This is a genomic window from Colwellia sp. MB3u-41, from assembly GCF_014076845.1.
GTDB lineage: Bacteria > Pseudomonadota > Gammaproteobacteria > Enterobacterales > Alteromonadaceae > Colwellia_A.
Genome location: NZ_JACGUT010000082.1, coordinates 329,259 through 347,733 on the forward strand (window position 1 = coordinate 329,259; position 18,475 = coordinate 347,733).

General features: G+C 37.5%; 19 protein-coding genes and 1 riboswitch. Of the genes, 13 read left to right on the top strand and 6 right to left on the bottom strand.

From position 1 onward, the window contains the following. Positions 1 to 2: 2 nt before the first annotated feature. The 4 genes from moaC to moaA all read right to left on the bottom strand — a co-directional run bounded on the left by moaC (position 3) and on the right by moaA (position 2,905). A complete protein-coding gene (gene moaC, locus H4J73_RS15255; RefSeq protein WP_182177180.1) occupies positions 3 to 548 on the bottom strand; it encodes a cyclic pyranopterin monophosphate synthase MoaC in 546 nt (181 codons plus the stop codon). Then, positions 548 to 1,090: a molybdenum cofactor biosynthesis protein B gene (gene moaB / locus H4J73_RS15260; protein WP_182177181.1), complete on the bottom strand. Its 543-nt coding sequence runs from the start codon at positions 1,088 to 1,090 to the stop codon at positions 548 to 550. Before moaB ends, moaC begins: the two co-directional genes overlap by 1 nt. 161 nt (positions 1,091 to 1,251) lie before the next feature. Then, complete coding sequence (locus H4J73_RS15265) at positions 1,252 to 1,932, bottom strand: molybdenum cofactor guanylyltransferase (RefSeq protein ID WP_182177182.1); 681 nt, start codon at positions 1,930 to 1,932, stop codon at positions 1,252 to 1,254. A gap of 1 nt (position 1,933) precedes the next feature. Beyond that, the gene (gene moaA / locus H4J73_RS15270; RefSeq protein WP_182223613.1) at positions 1,934 to 2,905 is read right to left on the bottom strand and encodes a GTP 3',8-cyclase MoaA; all 972 of its coding nucleotides are present in this window, start codon (positions 2,903 to 2,905) and stop codon (positions 1,934 to 1,936) included. After that, a riboswitch (molybdenum cofactor riboswitch) is annotated at positions 2,892 to 3,042 on the bottom strand. Its footprint overlaps the gene before it by 14 nt. Before the next feature lie 219 nt (positions 3,043 to 3,261). On the opposite strand from moaA, the gene moeA reads away from it, so the two are divergent. From moeA to ung, 12 genes are all read left to right on the top strand, one after another. After that, positions 3,262 to 4,497, top strand: a complete 1,236-nt coding sequence (gene moeA, locus H4J73_RS15275) for a molybdopterin molybdotransferase MoeA (protein ID WP_182177184.1) — start codon at positions 3,262 to 3,264, stop codon at positions 4,495 to 4,497. A 60-nt stretch (positions 4,498 to 4,557) separates the two neighbouring features. Continuing rightward, positions 4,558 to 5,256 carry an alpha/beta fold hydrolase gene (locus H4J73_RS15280; RefSeq protein ID WP_182223612.1) on the top strand — a complete coding sequence of 233 codons (699 nt, stop codon included), beginning with the start codon at positions 4,558 to 4,560 and terminating at the stop codon, positions 5,254 to 5,256. Positions 5,257 to 5,571: 315 nt separating this feature from the next. Then, a complete protein-coding gene (gene dbpA, locus H4J73_RS15285; RefSeq protein ID WP_182177186.1) occupies positions 5,572 to 6,954 on the top strand; it encodes an ATP-dependent RNA helicase DbpA in 1,383 nt (460 codons plus the stop codon). Positions 6,955 to 7,126: 172 nt separating this feature from the next. Next, positions 7,127 to 7,483: a YebG family protein gene (locus H4J73_RS15290; RefSeq protein WP_182223611.1), complete on the top strand. Its 357-nt coding sequence runs from the start codon at positions 7,127 to 7,129 to the stop codon at positions 7,481 to 7,483. Between the two features lie 42 nt (positions 7,484 to 7,525). Then, positions 7,526 to 8,239, top strand: coding sequence for a M48 family metallopeptidase (locus H4J73_RS15295; protein ID WP_182177188.1), 714 nt, complete (start codon positions 7,526 to 7,528; stop codon positions 8,237 to 8,239). Positions 8,240 to 8,746: 507 nt separating this feature from the next. Beyond that, complete coding sequence (locus tag H4J73_RS15300; protein WP_182177189.1) at positions 8,747 to 9,112, top strand: response regulator; 366 nt, start codon at positions 8,747 to 8,749, stop codon at positions 9,110 to 9,112. Further along, on the top strand, positions 9,109 to 9,717 hold the full coding sequence (locus tag H4J73_RS15305) for a chemotaxis protein (protein ID WP_182177190.1): 609 nt from the start codon (positions 9,109 to 9,111) through the stop codon (positions 9,715 to 9,717). Before H4J73_RS15300 ends, H4J73_RS15305 begins: the two co-directional genes overlap by 4 nt. Further along, positions 9,717 to 10,664 (top strand): sensor domain-containing diguanylate cyclase, encoded by a 948-nt coding sequence (locus H4J73_RS15310; RefSeq protein WP_182177191.1) that lies wholly within the window; start codon positions 9,717 to 9,719, stop codon positions 10,662 to 10,664. The genes H4J73_RS15305 and H4J73_RS15310 overlap by 1 nt, the downstream gene beginning before the upstream one ends. Before the next feature lie 322 nt (positions 10,665 to 10,986). Continuing rightward, positions 10,987 to 13,443: a bifunctional aspartate kinase/homoserine dehydrogenase I gene (gene thrA, locus H4J73_RS15315; RefSeq protein WP_182177192.1), complete on the top strand. Its 2,457-nt coding sequence runs from the start codon at positions 10,987 to 10,989 to the stop codon at positions 13,441 to 13,443. Then, the gene (gene thrB, locus H4J73_RS15320; protein ID WP_182177193.1) at positions 13,443 to 14,390 is read left to right on the top strand and encodes a homoserine kinase; all 948 of its coding nucleotides are present in this window, start codon (positions 13,443 to 13,445) and stop codon (positions 14,388 to 14,390) included. Before thrA ends, thrB begins: the two co-directional genes overlap by 1 nt. A 42-nt stretch (positions 14,391 to 14,432) precedes the next feature. After that, on the top strand, positions 14,433 to 15,728 hold the full coding sequence (gene thrC / locus H4J73_RS15325) for a threonine synthase (RefSeq protein WP_182177194.1): 1,296 nt from the start codon (positions 14,433 to 14,435) through the stop codon (positions 15,726 to 15,728). Between the two features lie 80 nt (positions 15,729 to 15,808). Continuing rightward, the gene (ung, locus tag H4J73_RS15330) at positions 15,809 to 16,495 is read left to right on the top strand and encodes a uracil-DNA glycosylase (RefSeq protein ID WP_182177195.1); all 687 of its coding nucleotides are present in this window, start codon (positions 15,809 to 15,811) and stop codon (positions 16,493 to 16,495) included. 75 nt (positions 16,496 to 16,570) lie between these two features. Here ung and rmf read toward each other — a convergent pair whose 3' ends face one another. Next, a complete protein-coding gene (gene rmf / locus H4J73_RS15335) occupies positions 16,571 to 16,744 on the bottom strand; it encodes a ribosome modulation factor (RefSeq protein WP_182177196.1) in 174 nt (57 codons plus the stop codon). Positions 16,745 to 16,986: 242 nt separating this feature from the next. Beyond that, positions 16,987 to 17,229, bottom strand: a complete 243-nt coding sequence (locus tag H4J73_RS15340) for a DUF3820 family protein (protein ID WP_182177197.1) — start codon at positions 17,227 to 17,229, stop codon at positions 16,987 to 16,989. Between the two features lie 126 nt (positions 17,230 to 17,355). On the opposite strand from H4J73_RS15340, the gene H4J73_RS15345 reads away from it, so the two are divergent. Next, complete coding sequence (locus H4J73_RS15345) at positions 17,356 to 18,474, top strand: DUF3083 family protein (RefSeq protein WP_182177198.1); 1,119 nt, start codon at positions 17,356 to 17,358, stop codon at positions 18,472 to 18,474. Position 18,475 lies beyond the last annotated feature (1 nt).

Here is an 18,475-nt window from a genome sequence, read left to right on the forward strand (position 1 = left end):
CGTTATCCTTCATTCTTATGTTCCTGTAAAGCTTGCTCAGCTTTTGCTTGCCAAGAGCCTGATTTACCCCCTTCTTTGGTCATGACACGAATACCATGAATTTCCATTAAAGGGTCTGCCGCTTTGCACATATCAAATAAGGTTAAACAAGCCACTGAAACAGCGGTTAAGGCTTCCATTTCAACCCCCGTTTGCCCAGTTAACTTACACAAACTGGTCACATGCACTTGGCTGTTTTCTTCATCGATAGTGAAATCCACTTTTACTTTTGTCAACATTAACGGATGACAAAGCGGAATTAAATCACTGCATTTTTTAGCAGCTTGAATGCCAGCAATACGAGCGACAGAAAACACATCGCCCTTTTTATTGTCACCTTGAGTGATTAACGACAAAGTGCGCGCCGACATTTGAATATAACCTTCGGCAGTCGCTGAGCGTGACGTCATCGCTTTTTCAGTAACGTCAACCATATTCGCTTCACCACGTTTGTTTACATGGCTTAACGTTGGCTCGTTTGTATTAAGCTGTTCGCTAGGATGGCTCATTAATCACGTGTCTCACACACTTCTGCCATTTTTAAATGTGGCACAAAATTACAAGGGCGATGGCTCGCATCAAGTTGTTCTTTTATCAGTTTATCCCATGCCGTTCGACAAGCATTGGTTGAACCAGGCACACACATAATAACGGTGCTATTTGCAATACCACCAAAGGCACGCGACTGAATCGTTGATGTGCCAATTTCATCAAGTGAAATAGCACGAAAAACTTCACCAAAGCCTTCAACATTTTTGTCAAATAAGGGCAATAATGCTTCAGGTGTATTATCACGAGCCGTAAAGCCAGTACCGCCAGTAGAAATTATCGCCTGTACAGTATCATCAGCTATCCATTTTGAAACAATGGCGCGTAATTGATAAACATCATCCTTAACAATCACTTTATCGCTGAGTTTATGACCGGCCTCTATTAAGCGTTCAACCAGTACTTGCCCAGAAGTATCATTAGATTCATCGCGGGTGTCAGAAACAGTTAGTACGGCAATTGATAAGGGAATAAAAGCGTTACCGCTATGTAAAGAGCTCATGGTTTTTCCTAAATTTTATTAATATTTAAATTATCTTCTAGATCAATGAATACTCATCATTTTGCACTCGCCTACATGGATGTAGGTATTTAGGCTCAGTCGGCAACAATCACCTGCGTTTCAGGGTCTCGTGACTAGAGACAAGTTCAGTATGACGACTTTTACATTTTTTTACTTAAAGAATTAATGCCCAACTGTGCTTGTTGCCATTCTTGCGGTGTGTTGCTATTAAATAAGCACTGTGACGACTTTATTGCTAAAGCCTGATACGGTACTTGTGCAAACATAGAACGAATAGAAGGGCCCTTTTTTATCTTGCTATTACTTTTGGTTAAGCCACTGGTATTACCTTGTAAGTATTGCATAAAGTGCGTAGTAAAAAATTGCTCAACAAAAGCATTATTAGGTAAATAAAGCGGTAGAAAATGATCGATGAAAAAGCAGGCTTTTTGGGCTAATTCACCTTTGATTTTTAACTGCGCAAGTGTTTCCTTGGTCATTAAAGGTAAATCAACCGGTAAAATGAGTAATGATTTAGGCTGGTATTTTTTAATCACGCTATAAATGCCACCCATTGGGCCAAGGTCGGCAAATTGGTCAGTAACATAATTTACGCTGTTCACATCAGTTCCATCAACATAACCACTGACAACAATATTATTTACACCTATATTTTTCAGCAAGTTTTTACTGTAACTAAGCATATTTTCTTTGCCACGTGCTTGCCCATTCACCGCAGTATTTTCACGCATTAACAAGGCTTTATCAGTGCCCATCCGAGAAGATTTCCCGCCAGCTAATACCACGCCTAAACACGCTTGATTATACAAAGTTGTACTCATCTTAGCCGCCCAACATCGCTAGGTTTTTGGTGGCACCGGTCAGTTTGTCCTGCAAGAAATGTGTGGCTTTTTTATCGGTCATCATGGCGCGAATTTGTTCTTTTAACGGTTCGACATCATCTTGTTGTAAGTATGCTTTGAGTGGTAAACCTTCTTCGGTAAATAGGCATAAATGCAATTTACCTAATGAGCTTACTCTTAAACGATTACAGGTATTACAAAAGTCTTTACTGTACGGCATAATTAAACCAATTTTTCCTAAATAATCAGGATGATAAAATTCTTGTGCTGGCCCTGCTGCTTTATCATTGACGACCGGCAACCAACCATCGAGTATTAAATTTTGTTTAATGCGTGCACCTTGTACATGTTGCGCATCAAAAAATTCCTGGTTATCACCGGTTTGCATTAACTCAATAAAACGTAAAGTCACTGGAGTCACTTTCAGCCAATCAAGAAAGGTTTTAATATCGTGACCGTTGTATTCACGCATTAATACCGTATTAATCTTAATCGTTGTACGACCATCGGCCAACGCCATATCAATACCTTTTAAAATATGGGGTAATTTATTATGACCGGTGATCGAATGAAACATGCGCGGGTCGAGACTATCAATACTAATATTAATCGCGTCGATCCCGGCATCTAACCAACTTTGTAAATGCTCAGGTAATTTATAGCCATTGGTCGTTATCGCAACTTTTTTAATACCCGGAGTTTGCTTACATGCAGCGATAATTTCAGGTAAATCTTTGCGCAGTGAAGGTTCCCCGCCCGTGATACGAATTTTCTCTGTACCCATTTGAGCAAAAGCATTGGCTACACGCTTAATTTCGTCAAAGGATAAAAAGTCACGATCATGATCGCACGAATAACCATCAGGTAAGCAATAGGTGCAACGGAAGTTGCAAACGTCAGTTATAGAGAGGCGCAAGTAATAAAACTTGCGACCGAAGTTGTCTGTTAACATCTCACCTTTCCAAATGTAGGGAGGCTAACAAGTTTCCTTGTTAACCCTGGTGGTTATAGCAAAATTACTATGAACCACGGCTTAAATAGCATTCTAAAAAAAGATTTAGCTAGAAAAGCTCGGCGAATAATTCAATTAATAAATGGTAGTATAGTAAACTATTTCACTATTAAAATACGCCTTGGTAATAAGTAATTTGATTTGCATCAAAAAATGATGACTTAAAGCATGTTCTTTGGCCGCAGATTTGCGGCATAATAATATATTCTTATGCCACTAAGTGACTCCCATTGAGCACTTATGGGTATTACACGCAAGCGGCGCTAATTTAGCGCATAATAAAAAAAGAGTTACCTATGGTTGATTGTTGTTCTGCTCCCGGACTATTACCTTTCGAACAAGCGATGGAAAAAATGTTATTGGCTATAAAACCAATAACTGAGTCTGAATCTATTCCTTTAGCGCAAAGCTTAAATCGCGTGTTAGCCAGCAATATATCAAGCCCATTAAATGTACCTCCTCATCATAATTCAGCTATGGATGGTTATGCGTTTACCTTAGCAAGTTTACAAGCGAGTAATAAATTAACAATGGTCGGTCGGTCGATGGCTGGCGCCCCTTTTCAAGGGGAATGTAAAGCAGGTGAATGTATACGTATTATGACAGGTGCAAAATTGCCAAGCGGTTGTGATACTGTAGAAATGCAAGAAAACTGCCAAGCAAACGATACCAGCATTACCTTTCTAGAAACGCGAGAGCTTAACGATAACATACGTTTTTCTGGCGAAGATATTGCCATAAACCAACAAGTATTTACCCAAGGTAAAAGGCTCTCTGCAATTGATATTGGCGTACTCGCCTCTTTGGGTGTACCCACAGTAGAAGTTTTTCGTAAAATTACGGTGGCGGTATTAGCAACCGGTGATGAACTAAAATCTCCTGGGGAAGCGCTCGCTGAAGGTGATATTTATGAAAGTAACAGTTATGCGCTAATCGCGATGTTAGCTAAGCTCAATATCACGGTTATTAACTTTGGTATTATCGCCGATGACGAACAGGCAATACGCACAGCCTTCGAGCAAGCAGACCAGCAAGCCGATGTGGTTATTTCTTCGGGTGGCGTTTCTGTAGGTGACGCCGACTATACTAAACTGATACTTGAACAATTAGGTGAAATTGGTTTTTGGAAAATAGCCATGAAACCAGGTAAACCTTTTGCCTTTGGAAGACTCCCCAACAGCTACTTTTTTGGTTTACCCGGTAATCCAGTTTCTGCTTTGGTTACAGCGCATCAATTAGCGGTCCCTGCGTTATTAAAATTGCAGAATGCCCAACCCAAAAAAATGCCTTTATTGAGAGTAAAAACAGCAACGCAATTAAACAAACGTGCCGGACGCATGGATTTTCAGCGGGCGGTCTTGTCAACAAATGAGCAAGGTAAAATGACCGTTACCAGTACAGGTGGTCAAGGCTCTGGCATCTTAACCAGTATGTCCTCAGCTAACTGCTATATTATTTTACCGGCGAGTCAAGGAACGGTATTCGCAAACGAAATAGTGAATGTGCAATTATTTGATGACGTTATTCAATAACAGCCTTTAAAGGCGAAGCGAGCTTTAACATCTTGATGAAAAATACGGCTAAAAACCATTATGACCGTTAAAATATATTGCCTGCCAGGTACCATGTGCGATCAACGTTTATGGCAGGCTTGCGCTGAGCACTTACCTGAAAATATTGAGCTTATTCACATTGCCATCCCGGTAAAAAAAAATATTGATGAAATAGTTACGGCACTTAAGCAACAATTCCCTGCAGGAAAAATAAATTTAGTTGGGTTTTCTTTAGGCGGTTATTTAGCTTCGGCTTATGCATTGAAATACCCAGAAAAAATCAACAAATTACTGCTTATTTCTAATATGTCTTACTCGTTAGCAGAGGCTGAATTAAAACAGCGAAGTCGAACGATCGCTTATTTAAAAACTCATGGTTATTCAGGGATCCCCACAAAACGAATCATCGCCCTGCTTGATGTTAGTAAACAAAAAAACCATGACATCATTAACTGTGTGCATGAAATGGATATAAACCTTGGTAAAGAAACGCTTATTCATCAATTAACAGTAACCACCCAGCGTGAAAATTTATTAATAAAACTACCAAAGCTGCATTTTCCTATTCAATTCTTAATTGGCGATAACGACTTACTGGTTAAGATCAGTCGTATTGAAGCCATTGCAGCACAATCACCACTTATTTCTTTATCAGTACTTAACAACACTGGCCATATGTTACCGCTTGAACAGCCAGAAAAATGTGTACTTAACATCAAGCGTTTTTTTATCGAGTAATGATACCAATTCTACTTAGTTTCTTCCCGCTCAGCGATATTTAGAAGGTTTAGAGGCAAGGCATTGATTGATGAAAATGGTTATTCCCTTATCAAAATCAATAACGCAGCCTGTAAGCCTTGTAAACTCGCCCTTCGGGAGTTTTCCAGCGATTCGATAACTACAGACAATGACTTTCATATAGAATAGCTATATACAAAATAATTCTATTTGTTCTCAAAGCGCTGGGAAAATCTGAGAGGGAACTAACTAAGTAGACTTGGTATAAGTAAACAAGGTAAAATAACGCATTATTTTTATGCCAAGGAATTCCCGTTGAGCCAGCTTAGTTTTTCCACCTTAAAACTCAAACCTGAGTTAATTCAAAATTTAGAATCTATGGGTTATCAACAGATGACCGACATTCAAGCACAGAGCTTACCCACCATTATTGCCGGTGGCGATGTTATTGCCCAAGGTAAGACTGGCTCAGGAAAAACAGCGGCATTTGGCTTAGGTGTTTTAGAGAAGCTTGACGTAAAACGTTTTCGTATTCAATCACTTATTCTTTGTCCAACGCGTGAATTGGCTGACCAAGTAGCGAAAGAAATTCGTAAATTAGCCCGTGCTATTCATAACATCAAAATACTGACCCTGTGTGGCGGTATGCCTTTTGGTCCACAAGTTGGCTCACTAGAACATGGTGCTCACATTATCGTTGGAACACCTGGCAGAATCGAAGATCACTTAGGTAAAGGGACGTTAAAGTTAGACGATGTGAACATGCTCGTACTCGATGAAGCCGATCGTATGCTAGAAATGGGCTTTCAAGCGTCTGTTGATTTTATTATTAGCCAAATTCCTCAACAACGACAAACCTTATTATTTAGTGCGACTTACCCACCAGAAATTGCCGATATTGCTAAAAAAATAATGCAGTCGCCAACGAAAGTAACGGTTGAAGGCAACCATGAAGAAAGCACTATTTCACAGCACTTTTATAAAGTAGAAAATGACAGTGAACGAATCGATGGTATTCGCTTATTATTATTAAAGCATCAACCAGAATCGAGTATCGTTTTTTGTAATACCAAAAAAGACGTACAAATAGTTGTCGATGAGCTACGCAATTATGGTTTTAATGTACAAGATTTACATGGCGATTTAGAGCAAAGAGATCGTACTGAAGTATTAGTGCGCTTTTCTAATAAGAGTATCTCAATTTTAGTCGCGACTGATGTTGCCGCGCGTGGTTTAGATATTGATGCCCTAGATGCAGTTTTTAATTATCATATCGCTCGCGATAGCGAAATACATGTGCACCGTATTGGCCGAACAGGACGAGCAGGCAGCACCGGTATTGCTTGTTCTTTTTTTAGTGAAAAAGAAAGTTACAAAATAGGTTTATTAGAAGATTATCTTGACCGTACTATTGAAGGTGAATTACTGCCTGATGCTAGCGTATTAAACGCTTCAGTGTATGCGCCTAAAATGGCGACGATACAAATAGACGGCGGTAAAAAGCAAAAAGTTCGTGCTGGCGATATTCTTGGCGCACTTACTGGCGATAAAACTATTTCAGGTAGCGAAGTAGGTAAGATCCAATTATCAGATAACTGGGCTTATGTGGCGATTAGCCGAAAATTTGCCAAACAAGCCTTTAAAAAACTCAGTGACGGCAAGTTAAAAGGCCGTAAGTTTAGAGTGAGGTTGTTATAGTCACCACCGTAAAATAGTGCTTAAGAATAACGAGGTTTTATAAAACGATTGTATTTAATTAAAAACCTCGTATAGTACTGTATTCATATACAGCTTAAATTATATTGTATAGGCCGTTTTATCATCTATGATAAAACTATCAAGCGTAATAGTGATCAGGTAAGGAAAAGTAATGGCAGTTGAAAGTCGATTTGTCGTCATTAGACAAGGTGTGGAGGTAGAAACATTCATGGACAAAAAAGCAGCAGACGAGTATGACAAAATGCTTGATATGGCTGATAGCTTAGCCGAAATGTTTGAAGGAACCACATTAAATATTGATGAAAAAGTGCGTGAAGAACTTTGTATTTACTTAGCTAAAAATCGCGAAGAAGTGCTTGTTGCATTGCAGGCCAAAAAAGCTAAGCCAGAGACCCCAGCAAAGAAGAACGTAACCGCACCTACTGAAAAAGTAAAAAGTAGTGAATTACCTTTAGAAACTGAAGCAGTTGTAAAAGTAAAAGCACCACGAAAAGCTAAAGCAAGTTAAATGACTTGAATTTATGCACACCAACTTTAAATATATTTAGTTATGTTGCCATATCAGCTTATTCGTAGTGTCAAAAGAAAAACGGTTGGCTTACAGGTTAAGCACGGAAAAATAATTATCCGTGCGCCAAAATATGTATCCGAGCAAGATATTGCTTACATTGTTAAATCAAAAAGCATTTGGCTACACAGAAAAATTGCCGAACAAAACGCCCAACCTGCCGCTAGAAATGATCATTATCAACAAGGCAGCCAATTACTGATTAATGGTGAACGTAAGACCCTTGATATTCATTATGGGTTATTTCCTGACGTCACCTTTGATGAAGATATTATCATTGTCACGCTTTCTGACAAATTAAAAACAAAAATTGCAGCTGATCTAAAACAGCAAGATAAATATGTGAAGCAGCAACTTCAAGCTTGGTTAAAGCAACAAACTCACCTTTATATTGATCAAAACCTGTGTCACTACGCAGAAAAGATTGGCGTTTTACCTAAGTCATTTAATGTAAGATTATATAAATCACGCTGGGGAAGTTGTAATAGTAGAAAAGAACTGAGTTTTAGTTCTTTATTAGCAATGGCACCTAAATGGATCATCGATTACGTAATAGTTCACGAACTTTGCCACCTCCGGCACATGAATCATTCAGCTGAGTTTTGGCAATTAGTTGTCTTGCACTATCCTAACTACTTGTTAGCAAAAGCTTGGCTAAAATCTAACCAAAATCAATTGCAATGGCCTACGATTTAACCACCACGTTCCCCTCACAGTAAAAAATAGGCACACAGATAAAGACTGTTCTAAGCTCAATTTAAAAAGTTTCAGTATAATAAAAATGAAAAAACCTAAGAATACCTAACCTTACAATAAATTATTGGCACGAATATCGCTTATCTTTTACCCACTAATTTAAATTCACCAGAGAATGACAACCTACTATCCATTGTTATTATCAAGAGATGAAGAGAGAAGAAATGAAACTAAAAACCTACAACTGGAAAGCAGCGGTAATTTATACCCTTTCTGCGATAATGTCGATTATGCTAATTACAGTGATATTTGGCGTATAATGAATGCAGAAAAGAAAATAATACATACAATAAGATTTCCTATTTTTTGTTAAATTAAGCTTTTGTTGATGTACTTTGTCAATAAAAGCTTAATTTAGTGACTTTTTATGCTTTATTCATTAACAGTGCACATAATTTAAGGTAGATTAGTATTATAAAATAAAAATAATAAAGGAATACCAATCACATGAGCTTTTCAGTTCTCGTTTGTGATGACTCTAATATGGCGCGTAAACAAGTTTTACGAAGCTTACCAGAGCAACTATCTGCCAACGCACAATTAGCAAAAAATGGCCAAGAGGCCGTTGAACTTTTGCGAAGTCAACAATTTGACATCTTATTCCTTGATCTTACTATGCCTGTTTTAGACGGTTTAGGTGTTCTACAAACACTAAAAGATGAAAATATTACACCAGCAATTTTTGTTATATCTGCTGATATTCAACCAGAAATGCAAAATAAAGTACTTGAACTAGGCGCGAAAGCTTTTATGCGCAAACCTGTTCAATTAGATATCCTTAATACTAATTTGAAAAATCACGGTTTTTTATGAGTGAACTTAATTTAAATGAAGATCAACAAGATTGTTTACAAGAAATAATCAATGTTGCTATGGGTCAAGCAAGTGACCAACTTGCAAGGTTCTTAGACACCTTCGTTTATTTGAAAGTACCCAGTATTGAACAAGTCAGTACGCTTAGTCTTATTGAAACCTTAAGTAATAACGAAAACTCTGCTGCAGTTGTCAGTCAGGGTTTCTTTGGTTATGAAGGTATTCGTGGTGAAGCGTTATTAGTTTATAAACCCAAAGATTCTGATCGTCTTGCCGACTTACTGGGTTATGAACCTGATGAGTTATCAGTGGAAGAACAGATTATTGACTTAAGTTCGATTTTAACAACCACTTTTTTAAATGTTTTTGCTAAGCAAATAGATAACCAAATGTCTTACAGTGCACCGCGTTTATTAGCCGGTTCACAAAGTGCTGTATCGGATCATCTTGCTCAACAATCTTTTAATTGGGATTTAGCATTAAAAGTTAAAATAACGTATCAAGTTACTGACTATTCATTTAATTGCGATATGATTTTGTTTATACCTGAATTGGCAATTAACAACATCAAAGCTGTTATCGACAGAATTTTAGAAGAATTTTAATGTCTCCAAATGATATTTGTACCGATATTACCAACAAAATAAACACCGGTATTTTGATTATTGATAATCAATACAACATTGTATTTTGGAATAGATACTTAGAAATTCATGCGAATAAAAAAACAGATGATGTCGTTGGACATAACCTTTTTCAAGTTTTTCCTGAATTACCTCAAAAATGGCTGAAAAGAAAAGTTGAGAGTGTATTTCAATTGAAATCACAATCGTTTTGTTCATGGGAACAAAGACATCACCTTTTTGAATTACCCCATACTCGCCCTATTTCGACAAACAGTCATTTTATGGCACAAAACTGTACATTTCTTCCGCTTGAACGAAAAGATGGAAGTGACAACGTGTGCATCCTTATTGAGGATGTTACCGATGTATGTCATTACCAAACAATGCTCAACAAAACATTAGAAGAGCTTGCACAAGCAAACCGTATTGATGGTCTTACACAAATATTTAATCGTAAGCATTGGGAAGAATGTTTAGAAAAAGAATTTTCTCGTGCTCGTCGATATCAGCATGGTTTAGCACTCATCATGTTCGATTTAGATCATTTCAAATTACTTAATGATACTTACGGACACTTAGGTGGCGACTTGGTGCTGATTGAAACGGCAAGAGTCATTAGCTCACTACTACGTTTAGGTGATTTATTTGGACGTTACGGTGGTGAAGAGTTTGCTATTATTTTGCCAAATACCGATATAGTCGGCGCTTTAGATGTTGCTGAAAGAATTAGAGTCGCTATCAGTAAAAATGTAATTAACTTTCAAGAATCTGAAATAAAAGTTACAGCAAGCGTTGGCGTCGCTGTTATTAGCGAAGACGATAACCGTTACGAAGACTTGATATCGAATACAGACCTTGCCCTATATGATGCTAAAGCTTCTGGAAGAAATATTGTTTGCGTTGCAAAACAGCTTGTTGAAACTTAAAATACTGAATAAAATCTTTTTAATATACAAAAAAAACAACCAATCCCCATTTTTATGAATAAAGTATAACTTTTTATTCATAAATAACTGTTGACAGTAAAACACTGCTCAGGCATTTTATACTCATGAAAACATTTATCTGCCGAATTACCATTATTATTACTATCACCCTCAATGGGATGATGGTCATCGGCTGACGTGTAAAAAACACATTAAATAAAAGCCCGTGACCTTCTAGGTAACGGGTTTTTTTTGTTTTAAGGTTTTAATCATTACAAAACGTTTTGGCTCGCAAAGCATGGTGTAATAAAGAGGAAGTAAAATGCGTGTATTAAAATTTGGCGGTTCGTCTCTAGCATCAGCAGAACGCTTTGTGCAAGTGGCCAAAATCATATCTGACCAAAGTAACGACTCTCCGGTTGCAGTGGTTGTTTCAGCGCCTCAAGGCGTAACAAACCATTTAGTTGCTATGGCAGAAAACATTAGTGATGAAATAAAATTACAAAATGATCTAGAACACTTTAGAAAAGCTATTAATAGTATTATTGAAGATCTTGATGCAACAGTGCCAAATTTTAGTCCATTACACGCAGAACAAATGCTCGTAAATTGGGATCATAAACTGTCGCGTTATTTGCAAGGCGCGACAATGCTGTCTTATTGTCCAGATCATATCCGAGCAATTATTATCAGCATAGGTGAACGATTAAGTGTTGCCTTACTTGAATCAGTATTAAACACACAAAATATTGAGACATCTGTACTCGTTCCAGAAAATTTTTTAATCACTAATGATGCTTCACTCAATGCCGTTGCAGACTTAGTGTTATCAAAAGAAAACTTTCAACACCATTACAAAAAACTCAATAAAGTCGCCCTAATGCCCGGTTTCATTGGTGTAAATAAACAAGGGCAAGTCACTACGCTTGGCAGAAACGGTTCTGATTATTCTGCAGCCGTTCTCGCTGTTTGCGCTCAAGCGGATTGTTGTGAAATATGGACGGATGTAGACGGGGTTTTTAACGCAGATCCTCGCCTAATTAAAGAAGCAAAATTACTGGATTATTTGTCTTATCAAGAAGCAATGGAACTTTCATACTTTGGTGCTAGTGTGCTGCACCCTAAAACAATTGGCCCCATTGCTCAATTTCATATTCCTTGTTTGATTAAAAATACGGGTAACCCTTCTGCGCCAGGGACATTAATATCGAATGAAGATGACAAAACTAAAAAAGTTAAAGCGATATCTAATCTTGATGACTTAACCATGATTAATGTTTCAGGCCCTGGCATGAAAGGCATGGTTGGCATGGCGAGTCGTGTTTTTGCAACTATGAGCCAAGAAAACATTTCTCTGGTATTAATTAGTCAATCATCAAGCGAATACTGTATCAGTTTTTGTATTCATACCAGTGATGCTGAATTAGCACAACACAGCCTTCAACAAGAGTTTGAATTAGAATTGCTCAACGGTTTACTTGAGCCACTTAAATTACAACACGAGTTATCAATCGTGTCGTTAGTGGGTGATGGAATGCACCATCAACAAGGCGTTGCCGCTAAGTTTTTTAGCTCGTTAGCGCAAGCTCGTGTCAATGTTATTGCCATCGCACAAGACTCGTCTGAGCGAAGTATTTCTGTTGTAGTAGAAAAACGTAAATGTACTGATGCAATGAAAGTCAGTCATCAAAACTTCTTCACCCATAAACCGACTATTGATGTATTTCTTGTTGGCTGTGGGGTTGTTGGAAGTGAACTTATTGCACAAATAGCGCGTCAACAACCTAAACTAAAATCACAAAATATTTCCTTAAAAGTTTATGGTATTGCCAACAGTAAAGGCATGGTCTTTAATAAAGAAGGCGTTGATTTAGAAAACTGGCAAGCAGAAATGAATAATGAATCAGTACTAGTAAGTGTTGAAAGTATAAAGGCGTTTGTCCGTGACAATCATCTGATAAATCCAGTTTTAGTTGATTCAACTTCAAGTGAATCTCTAGCCATGAGTTATGTTAACTACCTTGAAGAAGGTTTTAATATTGTGACACCCAATAAAAAAGCAAATACCGATTCTTGGGAATATTATCAAGCGCTTCGAAGTGCTGCACAAAAAACAAACCGCCGTTTCCTATATGAAACAACCGTGGGTGCAGGCTTACCCGTAATTGACACATTACAAAGCTTAATTAAAGCAGGCGATGAGCTTGTACGTTTTGAAGGCGTACTATCGGGTTCACTTTCTTATATATTTGGTAAGTTAGAAGAGGGTATGACTGTTTCTCAAGCAACCGCTATTGCAAAAGAAAATGGCTTTACAGAACCAGATCCTCGTGATGATTTAAGTGGAATGGACGTTGCCCGTAAGTTATTGATCATGGCACGAGAAGCTGGAATGCAACTAGAATTATCTGACATCTCTATAGAATCAATACTCCCAGAAGATTTTGACGCAAGTGGCGAAGTAAGCGACTTCATGAATAACTTACCAAAAATCGACGATGAATTTTCTCAACGTATTACTCACGCAAAAAGTGAAGGAAAAGTTTTACGTTATATCGGTAATATTGTTGATGGTCAATGTAAAGTAGCCATAGAAGCAGTAGCAACTGACCACCCTCTATATAGTGTTAAAGAGGGTGAAAATGCTTTAGCTATCCATAGCCGTTATTACCAACCATTACCCTTCGTATTACGTGGTTATGGTGCAGGAGCTGCCGTAACAGCTGCTGGCGTTTTTGGTGATTTATTAAGAACATTAGCATGGGAGCAACAACACTAATGGCTCTTTCCGTTTTTGCGCCAGCATCAATTGGTAACCTCAATGTAGGGTTTGATGTATTAGGCTTAGCTGTTAGACCTATTGACGGCACATTACTTGGTGATATAGTTTCTATTGAGTCAGCTGCAGACAATAAACTTATCGTCATCGGTGAATTTGCCAATAAATTGCCGGGTAAGCCAACAGATAATATTGTTTGGCATTGTTTGGTTTTATACAACCAAGCGCTTGCAAAAGCACAGCAACCGATACAGAACGTACAGCTAACATTAGATAAAAAAATGCCAGTTGGTAGTGGGTTAGGGTCAAGCGCATGTTCTGTTGTAGCTGCATTGGTTGCACTCAATGAATATTATCAGCAATATTTTAATGAAAAGACTCTATTGTTCATGATGGGTGAAATGGAAGCAAAAATAAGTGGCAGTTTACACTACGACAATGTCGCTCCTTGCTATCTAGGAGGGCTAAAATTAATGGTGCCCGACAAACAGGTCATTTGCAGAGACTTACCTCAATTTGATGATTGTTATTACGTAATGGCTTATCCTGGCATTAATGTCTCAACAAAAGCAGCACGAGACGTTTTGCCTGCTCAATACAGTCGCGCTGATGCCATTACTTTCAGCCAAAACTTAGCCACTTTTGTTGATGCTTGTCACCGTCATGATAAAGAACAAGCATTTTCAGTGCTTAAAGACGTGATTGCAGAACCATACCGTAAACACTTGTTACCTAAGTTTGAACAATCTAAAATTTATCTCGAAGAGCAAGGCCATTTAGCGATAGGGATTTCAGGCTCAGGACCCACGCTATTTTGTGTCTGCGAATCACTTGAAAAAGCTAATAGCGCTGCACGTTGGTTACAGAAAAATTATTTACAAACAGACTCTGGTTTTGTCCATGTCTGTCAGGCTGATTTAGCGGGTGCGAGTAAATTACCTACTTAGTCACTTTATTAAAAGTAAAAAGAAATTTATTAGGAATATGTTGTGAAATTTTATAATCTAAAAGAAAACGATGAACAAGTCAGTTTTGCAGGTGCCGTAAAGCAAGGACTGGGTAAAAACCAAGGGCTTTTTTTTCCAGAAACAATCCCTGTTTTAGACAATATTGACGAATTACTTGCTATGCCATTGGTAGAAAGAAGCGTACAAGTACTTTACCCTTTTGTTGAAGGTGATTTAACCAAAGCTCAATTAACCGACATTGTCACGAGTGCTTTTAACTTTCCCGCACAAATTCAACCGATCAATAAAGACAGAGCAATACTCGAACTTTTCCATGGCCCAACGCTCGCCTTTAAAGATTTTGGTGCGCGCTTTATGGCTAAATGCTTACAAGTATTTAGCAAAGACAAAAAGATCACCATATTAACAGCAACGTCTGGTGATACAGGTGCTGCTGTTGCCCATGCTTTTCATAACGTTGAAAATATTCGCGTAGTTATCCTATATCCAAAAGGCAAAATCAGCCTGCTACAAGAAAAAATGTTTACGACCTTAGGTGGTAACATCGAAACGCTTGCTATTGATGGCAGTTTTGATGATTGTCAGGCTTTAGTAAAAAAATCATTTGATGATAAAGAGCTCGCCACTACCATAGGATTGAACTCTGCTAACTCAATAAATATAAGCCGCTTATTAGCTCAGGTATGTTACTACTTTGAAGGTTTTGCTCAGTTATCTCGTCAAAAGTGTAAAACGGAGTTGAATGATGTTGTCGTTTCGATTCCCAGTGGTAACTTTGGTAATTTAACCGCAGGCTTATTTGCTAAAGCACTCGGTTTACCAATAAAAAGATTTATTGCAGCAACAAATGCCAACGATACTGTACCTCGTTACCTAAAAACAGGTGAGTGGACACCCCACACTACGGTTGCAACGATTTCAAATGCGATGGATGTTAGCGATCCAAACAACTGGCCACGCGTAGAACATATGCTAAAATCGGGCATTGTACCCCGCGATTGTGTTAACGCTGTATCTATCGACGAAGAGCAAACACAGTCAGCCGTTTTACAGCTTGCTAAGCTTGGTTATATTAGCGAACCACACGCGGCTATTGCCTATAAAGCCTTACAGTACAATGCCAACGAAGACGAATTTGGCGTATTTTTAGGAACAGCACATCCAGCAAAATTTAAAGACGTTGTAGAAAGTATTTTAGGTCAACCTATTGGCTTACCTAAAGAACTTGCTGACTGCGCCAGCGAAACTATTTTATCAAAAGATATGGCCGCTAACTTTAGCGACCTACATGACTATTTATTATTAAACGATCACTGATATCATCATTAATTAAATGGCTATTGCTCTGTTAAAAACACGCTTATAATGGCTGTTAATTTATATTAACGGCCTTTTTTATGACTACGAAGATCAAGCCGCAATGGCAAAAACTCATCAATGAACAACAAGCTAGCCCTTATTTCATTCAATTAAGCCAAGAGATTTCTCAACAAAGAACTGACGGTGAAATTATCTTTCCTGAACAAAGTGATGTATTTAATGCTTTTTGTTATCAAGATCTTAAAGATATTAAAGTCGTTGTTTTAGGTCAAGACCCTTATCACGGAGAAAATCAAGCCCATGGTTTAGCTTTTTCTGTGCAAGCAGCTATCAAAGTTCCTCCCTCTTTAGTTAATATTTATAAAGAACTTGCCAATGAATTCAGTGATTTCAATAAACCCAATCACGGTTGCTTAACGCAGTGGGCAGAGCAAGGTGTTTTATTACTTAATACGGTATTGACAGTAAAAAAGGCACAGGCACACTCTCATGCTAAATTAGGCTGGGAAACGTTTACTGATGCCGTTATAAAAAGCATTAATGAAGAAAACAGGGGGTGTGTGTTTTTACTTTGGGGAGCTCATGCACAAAAAAAGGGGAAAAATATTAATACTGATAAACACTTAGTATTAAATGGTCCGCATCCTTCGCCATTGTCAGCCTACCGAGGTTTTTTTGGCTGTCAGCATTTTTCAAAAGCAAATGAATGGTTATCTTCAAAAAACAGACAAGCGATAAATTGGCATTTAGCCGAAAAATATTAATTTTTACATCACAATATCAAGCCCTTTAAATACGCATAAAAAGGGCTGTTTTTATTCACACGGTTATTTACCCTATTACTTGAATAATCCTAAATTTCTATCTGTAACGGCATCACGCCAACCACCTAGCCATTCTGATTTAGCATCAGTATTTTGATAAGGACATTTTTCTTTCGTTTTACCGGTAAGGCCTGCTTGATAGCCATTAGAATTTGCTCTACCTAGACGATCTCTTTTCTTTCTTTGCATGGTTAACTCTCCGTCATTGCCTTGTTATATATTTTATTACTGTCGAATTAAACAGCACCCGACAATTCAGTTAAGATGAATCAAGAGACTAAATCAAGTTAGGAAAAGGTTAAAAAAGTGCTTAATAATAAATTATTGAGGGATGAAAAAAATTAACTTTTAGATTAAATAAATAAAACAATTTGTTACCGAAAACGTTATTACCTATAAATATTAAAAATTTATTTTTATAAAAAATTATTTTAATGTTCTGGAATACCTAAACCGCTTGAACGTAAAAGAGGTTCTAACATACCTTCAAGACCATTGAGTTTGACTTCATAAATTAATTCCAATTGCTGCCCTAACTTCCCCTCTGGAAAGCCTTTTGATTTAAACCAAACTAAATAAGGCTCTGGCAATTTTAATAAAGGCCTGCCTGTATATTTTCCAAAGGGCATTATTTGATTCACAGCGTCGAGTAAAGCTTGTTGATCTGAAAACATATTTTTCTAACCATTAAATTTTCCAGCGAAGATGATAACCCATAAAGCTTTTGACATCATAAAAGTGTCACACGCTCTATTTATAATCAATACGAAATTATCGACAACTTCACACAAGGAACGGATATGTCCATAGTAAGAAAACGTAGTGCTGCACACAAAGCTTATATTCCTTCAAATGCGCGAGACAACCAATATATTTTAGCTGAATTTGCAGTTACTGATGAATTGATACAGTTAGTTTCTCCAAATATTTCAACTAATAGCGATCAACCTTACTATAATTTTTATCAAAACTTGTCACAGTTATTATTTACGCTCAGCAATGATTATGAAATAAAAAGTACCTTGTTTATTGCTAACGACAAATTAGTACGTGTTCGCTACAGCCAAGAAATGCATCAATGGCAAACTAATCAGCAAATTTTATTTTATTACGATCCACAAAACCATGAACTACAGAACTCTTTTTTTGATGCCTGTATTCGTGCAAAAAAAATTACGTTGTTATTCTTAGCTTCAGGCGACGATATTCGTTTCAACGCTGCCATATTCCATCAGAAAGTAACAACATTACTTCATAGCTTTTCTGAGCAAATAAATTTACCGAATAAGGCTATTCGCCTGCGTGACCATCAGCATCTCACCTATGATTTATTTGCTAAGAATAAGGGCTGTTTAGGGACACAAGCGCATAAGTTACGCCCCATTTATGACCGTTATAATGCTCATAATGTCGTGATATCACCTGACTGCTCGGCAATCAGTTATGCGGTTATTAACTTAACCATTGATAATCGTTTATTGGGTTTAGTTGATATTGATGCTAATTCTAAAGACCCCTATAATCCACTTTATACCTACTTAACTGATACTTTTTCACTGGTGGCAAAGCGATTTAATTTAAACAACGGCGCCTTAATTGCTAATGGTTTAGTGCCAATTGTTCGTCATAGTTTGCATGAAATAATTTCAAAAATAGGTGAACTACAAATGTTAGGTTATAACCCTAAACAAAGCCCTTGTGGCTTGGTTAGCAAATGGAAGGCGGATGAACTGGTTGATAATGTACAGTTGATTTTTGTTGCTACCACAGAGGATTCACAACATAGCGGATACGGGAGATTTATGAATCAAATAGAGCAAGCCATGCGTTTATTAGCAACAGAGCTTGAAATTCCAATCAATAAAGATGAACTAACCGTAAGGTTTCATCAACATATTGCTTATGACTTTCAAGAATAAT

Coding starts and splice junctions, on each gene's coding strand:
- moaC (WP_182177180.1), bottom strand. CDS start 548: ATGAGCCATCCTAGCGAACAGCTTAATACAAACGAGCCAACGTTAAGC.
- moaB (WP_182177181.1), bottom strand. CDS start 1,090: ATGAGCTCTTTACATAGCGGTAACGCTTTTATTCCCTTATCAATTGCC.
- H4J73_RS15265 (WP_182177182.1), bottom strand. CDS start 1,932: ATGAGTACAACTTTGTATAATCAAGCGTGTTTAGGCGTGGTATTAGCT.
- moaA (WP_182223613.1), bottom strand. CDS start 2,905: ATGTTAACAGACAACTTCGGTCGCAAGTTTTATTACTTGCGCCTCTCT.
- moeA (WP_182177184.1), top strand. CDS start 3,262: ATGGTTGATTGTTGTTCTGCTCCCGGACTATTACCTTTCGAACAAGCG.
- H4J73_RS15280 (WP_182223612.1), top strand. CDS start 4,558: ATGACCGTTAAAATATATTGCCTGCCAGGTACCATGTGCGATCAACGT.
- H4J73_RS15290 (WP_182223611.1), top strand. CDS start 7,127: ATGGCAGTTGAAAGTCGATTTGTCGTCATTAGACAAGGTGTGGAGGTA.
- H4J73_RS15295 (WP_182177188.1), top strand. CDS start 7,526: ATGTTGCCATATCAGCTTATTCGTAGTGTCAAAAGAAAAACGGTTGGC.
- H4J73_RS15300 (WP_182177189.1), top strand. CDS start 8,747: ATGAGCTTTTCAGTTCTCGTTTGTGATGACTCTAATATGGCGCGTAAA.
- H4J73_RS15305 (WP_182177190.1), top strand. CDS start 9,109: ATGAGTGAACTTAATTTAAATGAAGATCAACAAGATTGTTTACAAGAA.
- H4J73_RS15310 (WP_182177191.1), top strand. CDS start 9,717: ATGTCTCCAAATGATATTTGTACCGATATTACCAACAAAATAAACACC.
- thrA (WP_182177192.1), top strand. CDS start 10,987: ATGCGTGTATTAAAATTTGGCGGTTCGTCTCTAGCATCAGCAGAACGC.
- thrB (WP_182177193.1), top strand. CDS start 13,443: ATGGCTCTTTCCGTTTTTGCGCCAGCATCAATTGGTAACCTCAATGTA.
- ung (WP_182177195.1), top strand. CDS start 15,809: ATGACTACGAAGATCAAGCCGCAATGGCAAAAACTCATCAATGAACAA.
- rmf (WP_182177196.1), bottom strand. CDS start 16,744: ATGCAAAGAAAGAAAAGAGATCGTCTAGGTAGAGCAAATTCTAATGGC.
- H4J73_RS15340 (WP_182177197.1), bottom strand. CDS start 17,229: ATGTTTTCAGATCAACAAGCTTTACTCGACGCTGTGAATCAAATAATG.
- H4J73_RS15345 (WP_182177198.1), top strand. CDS start 17,356: ATGTCCATAGTAAGAAAACGTAGTGCTGCACACAAAGCTTATATTCCT.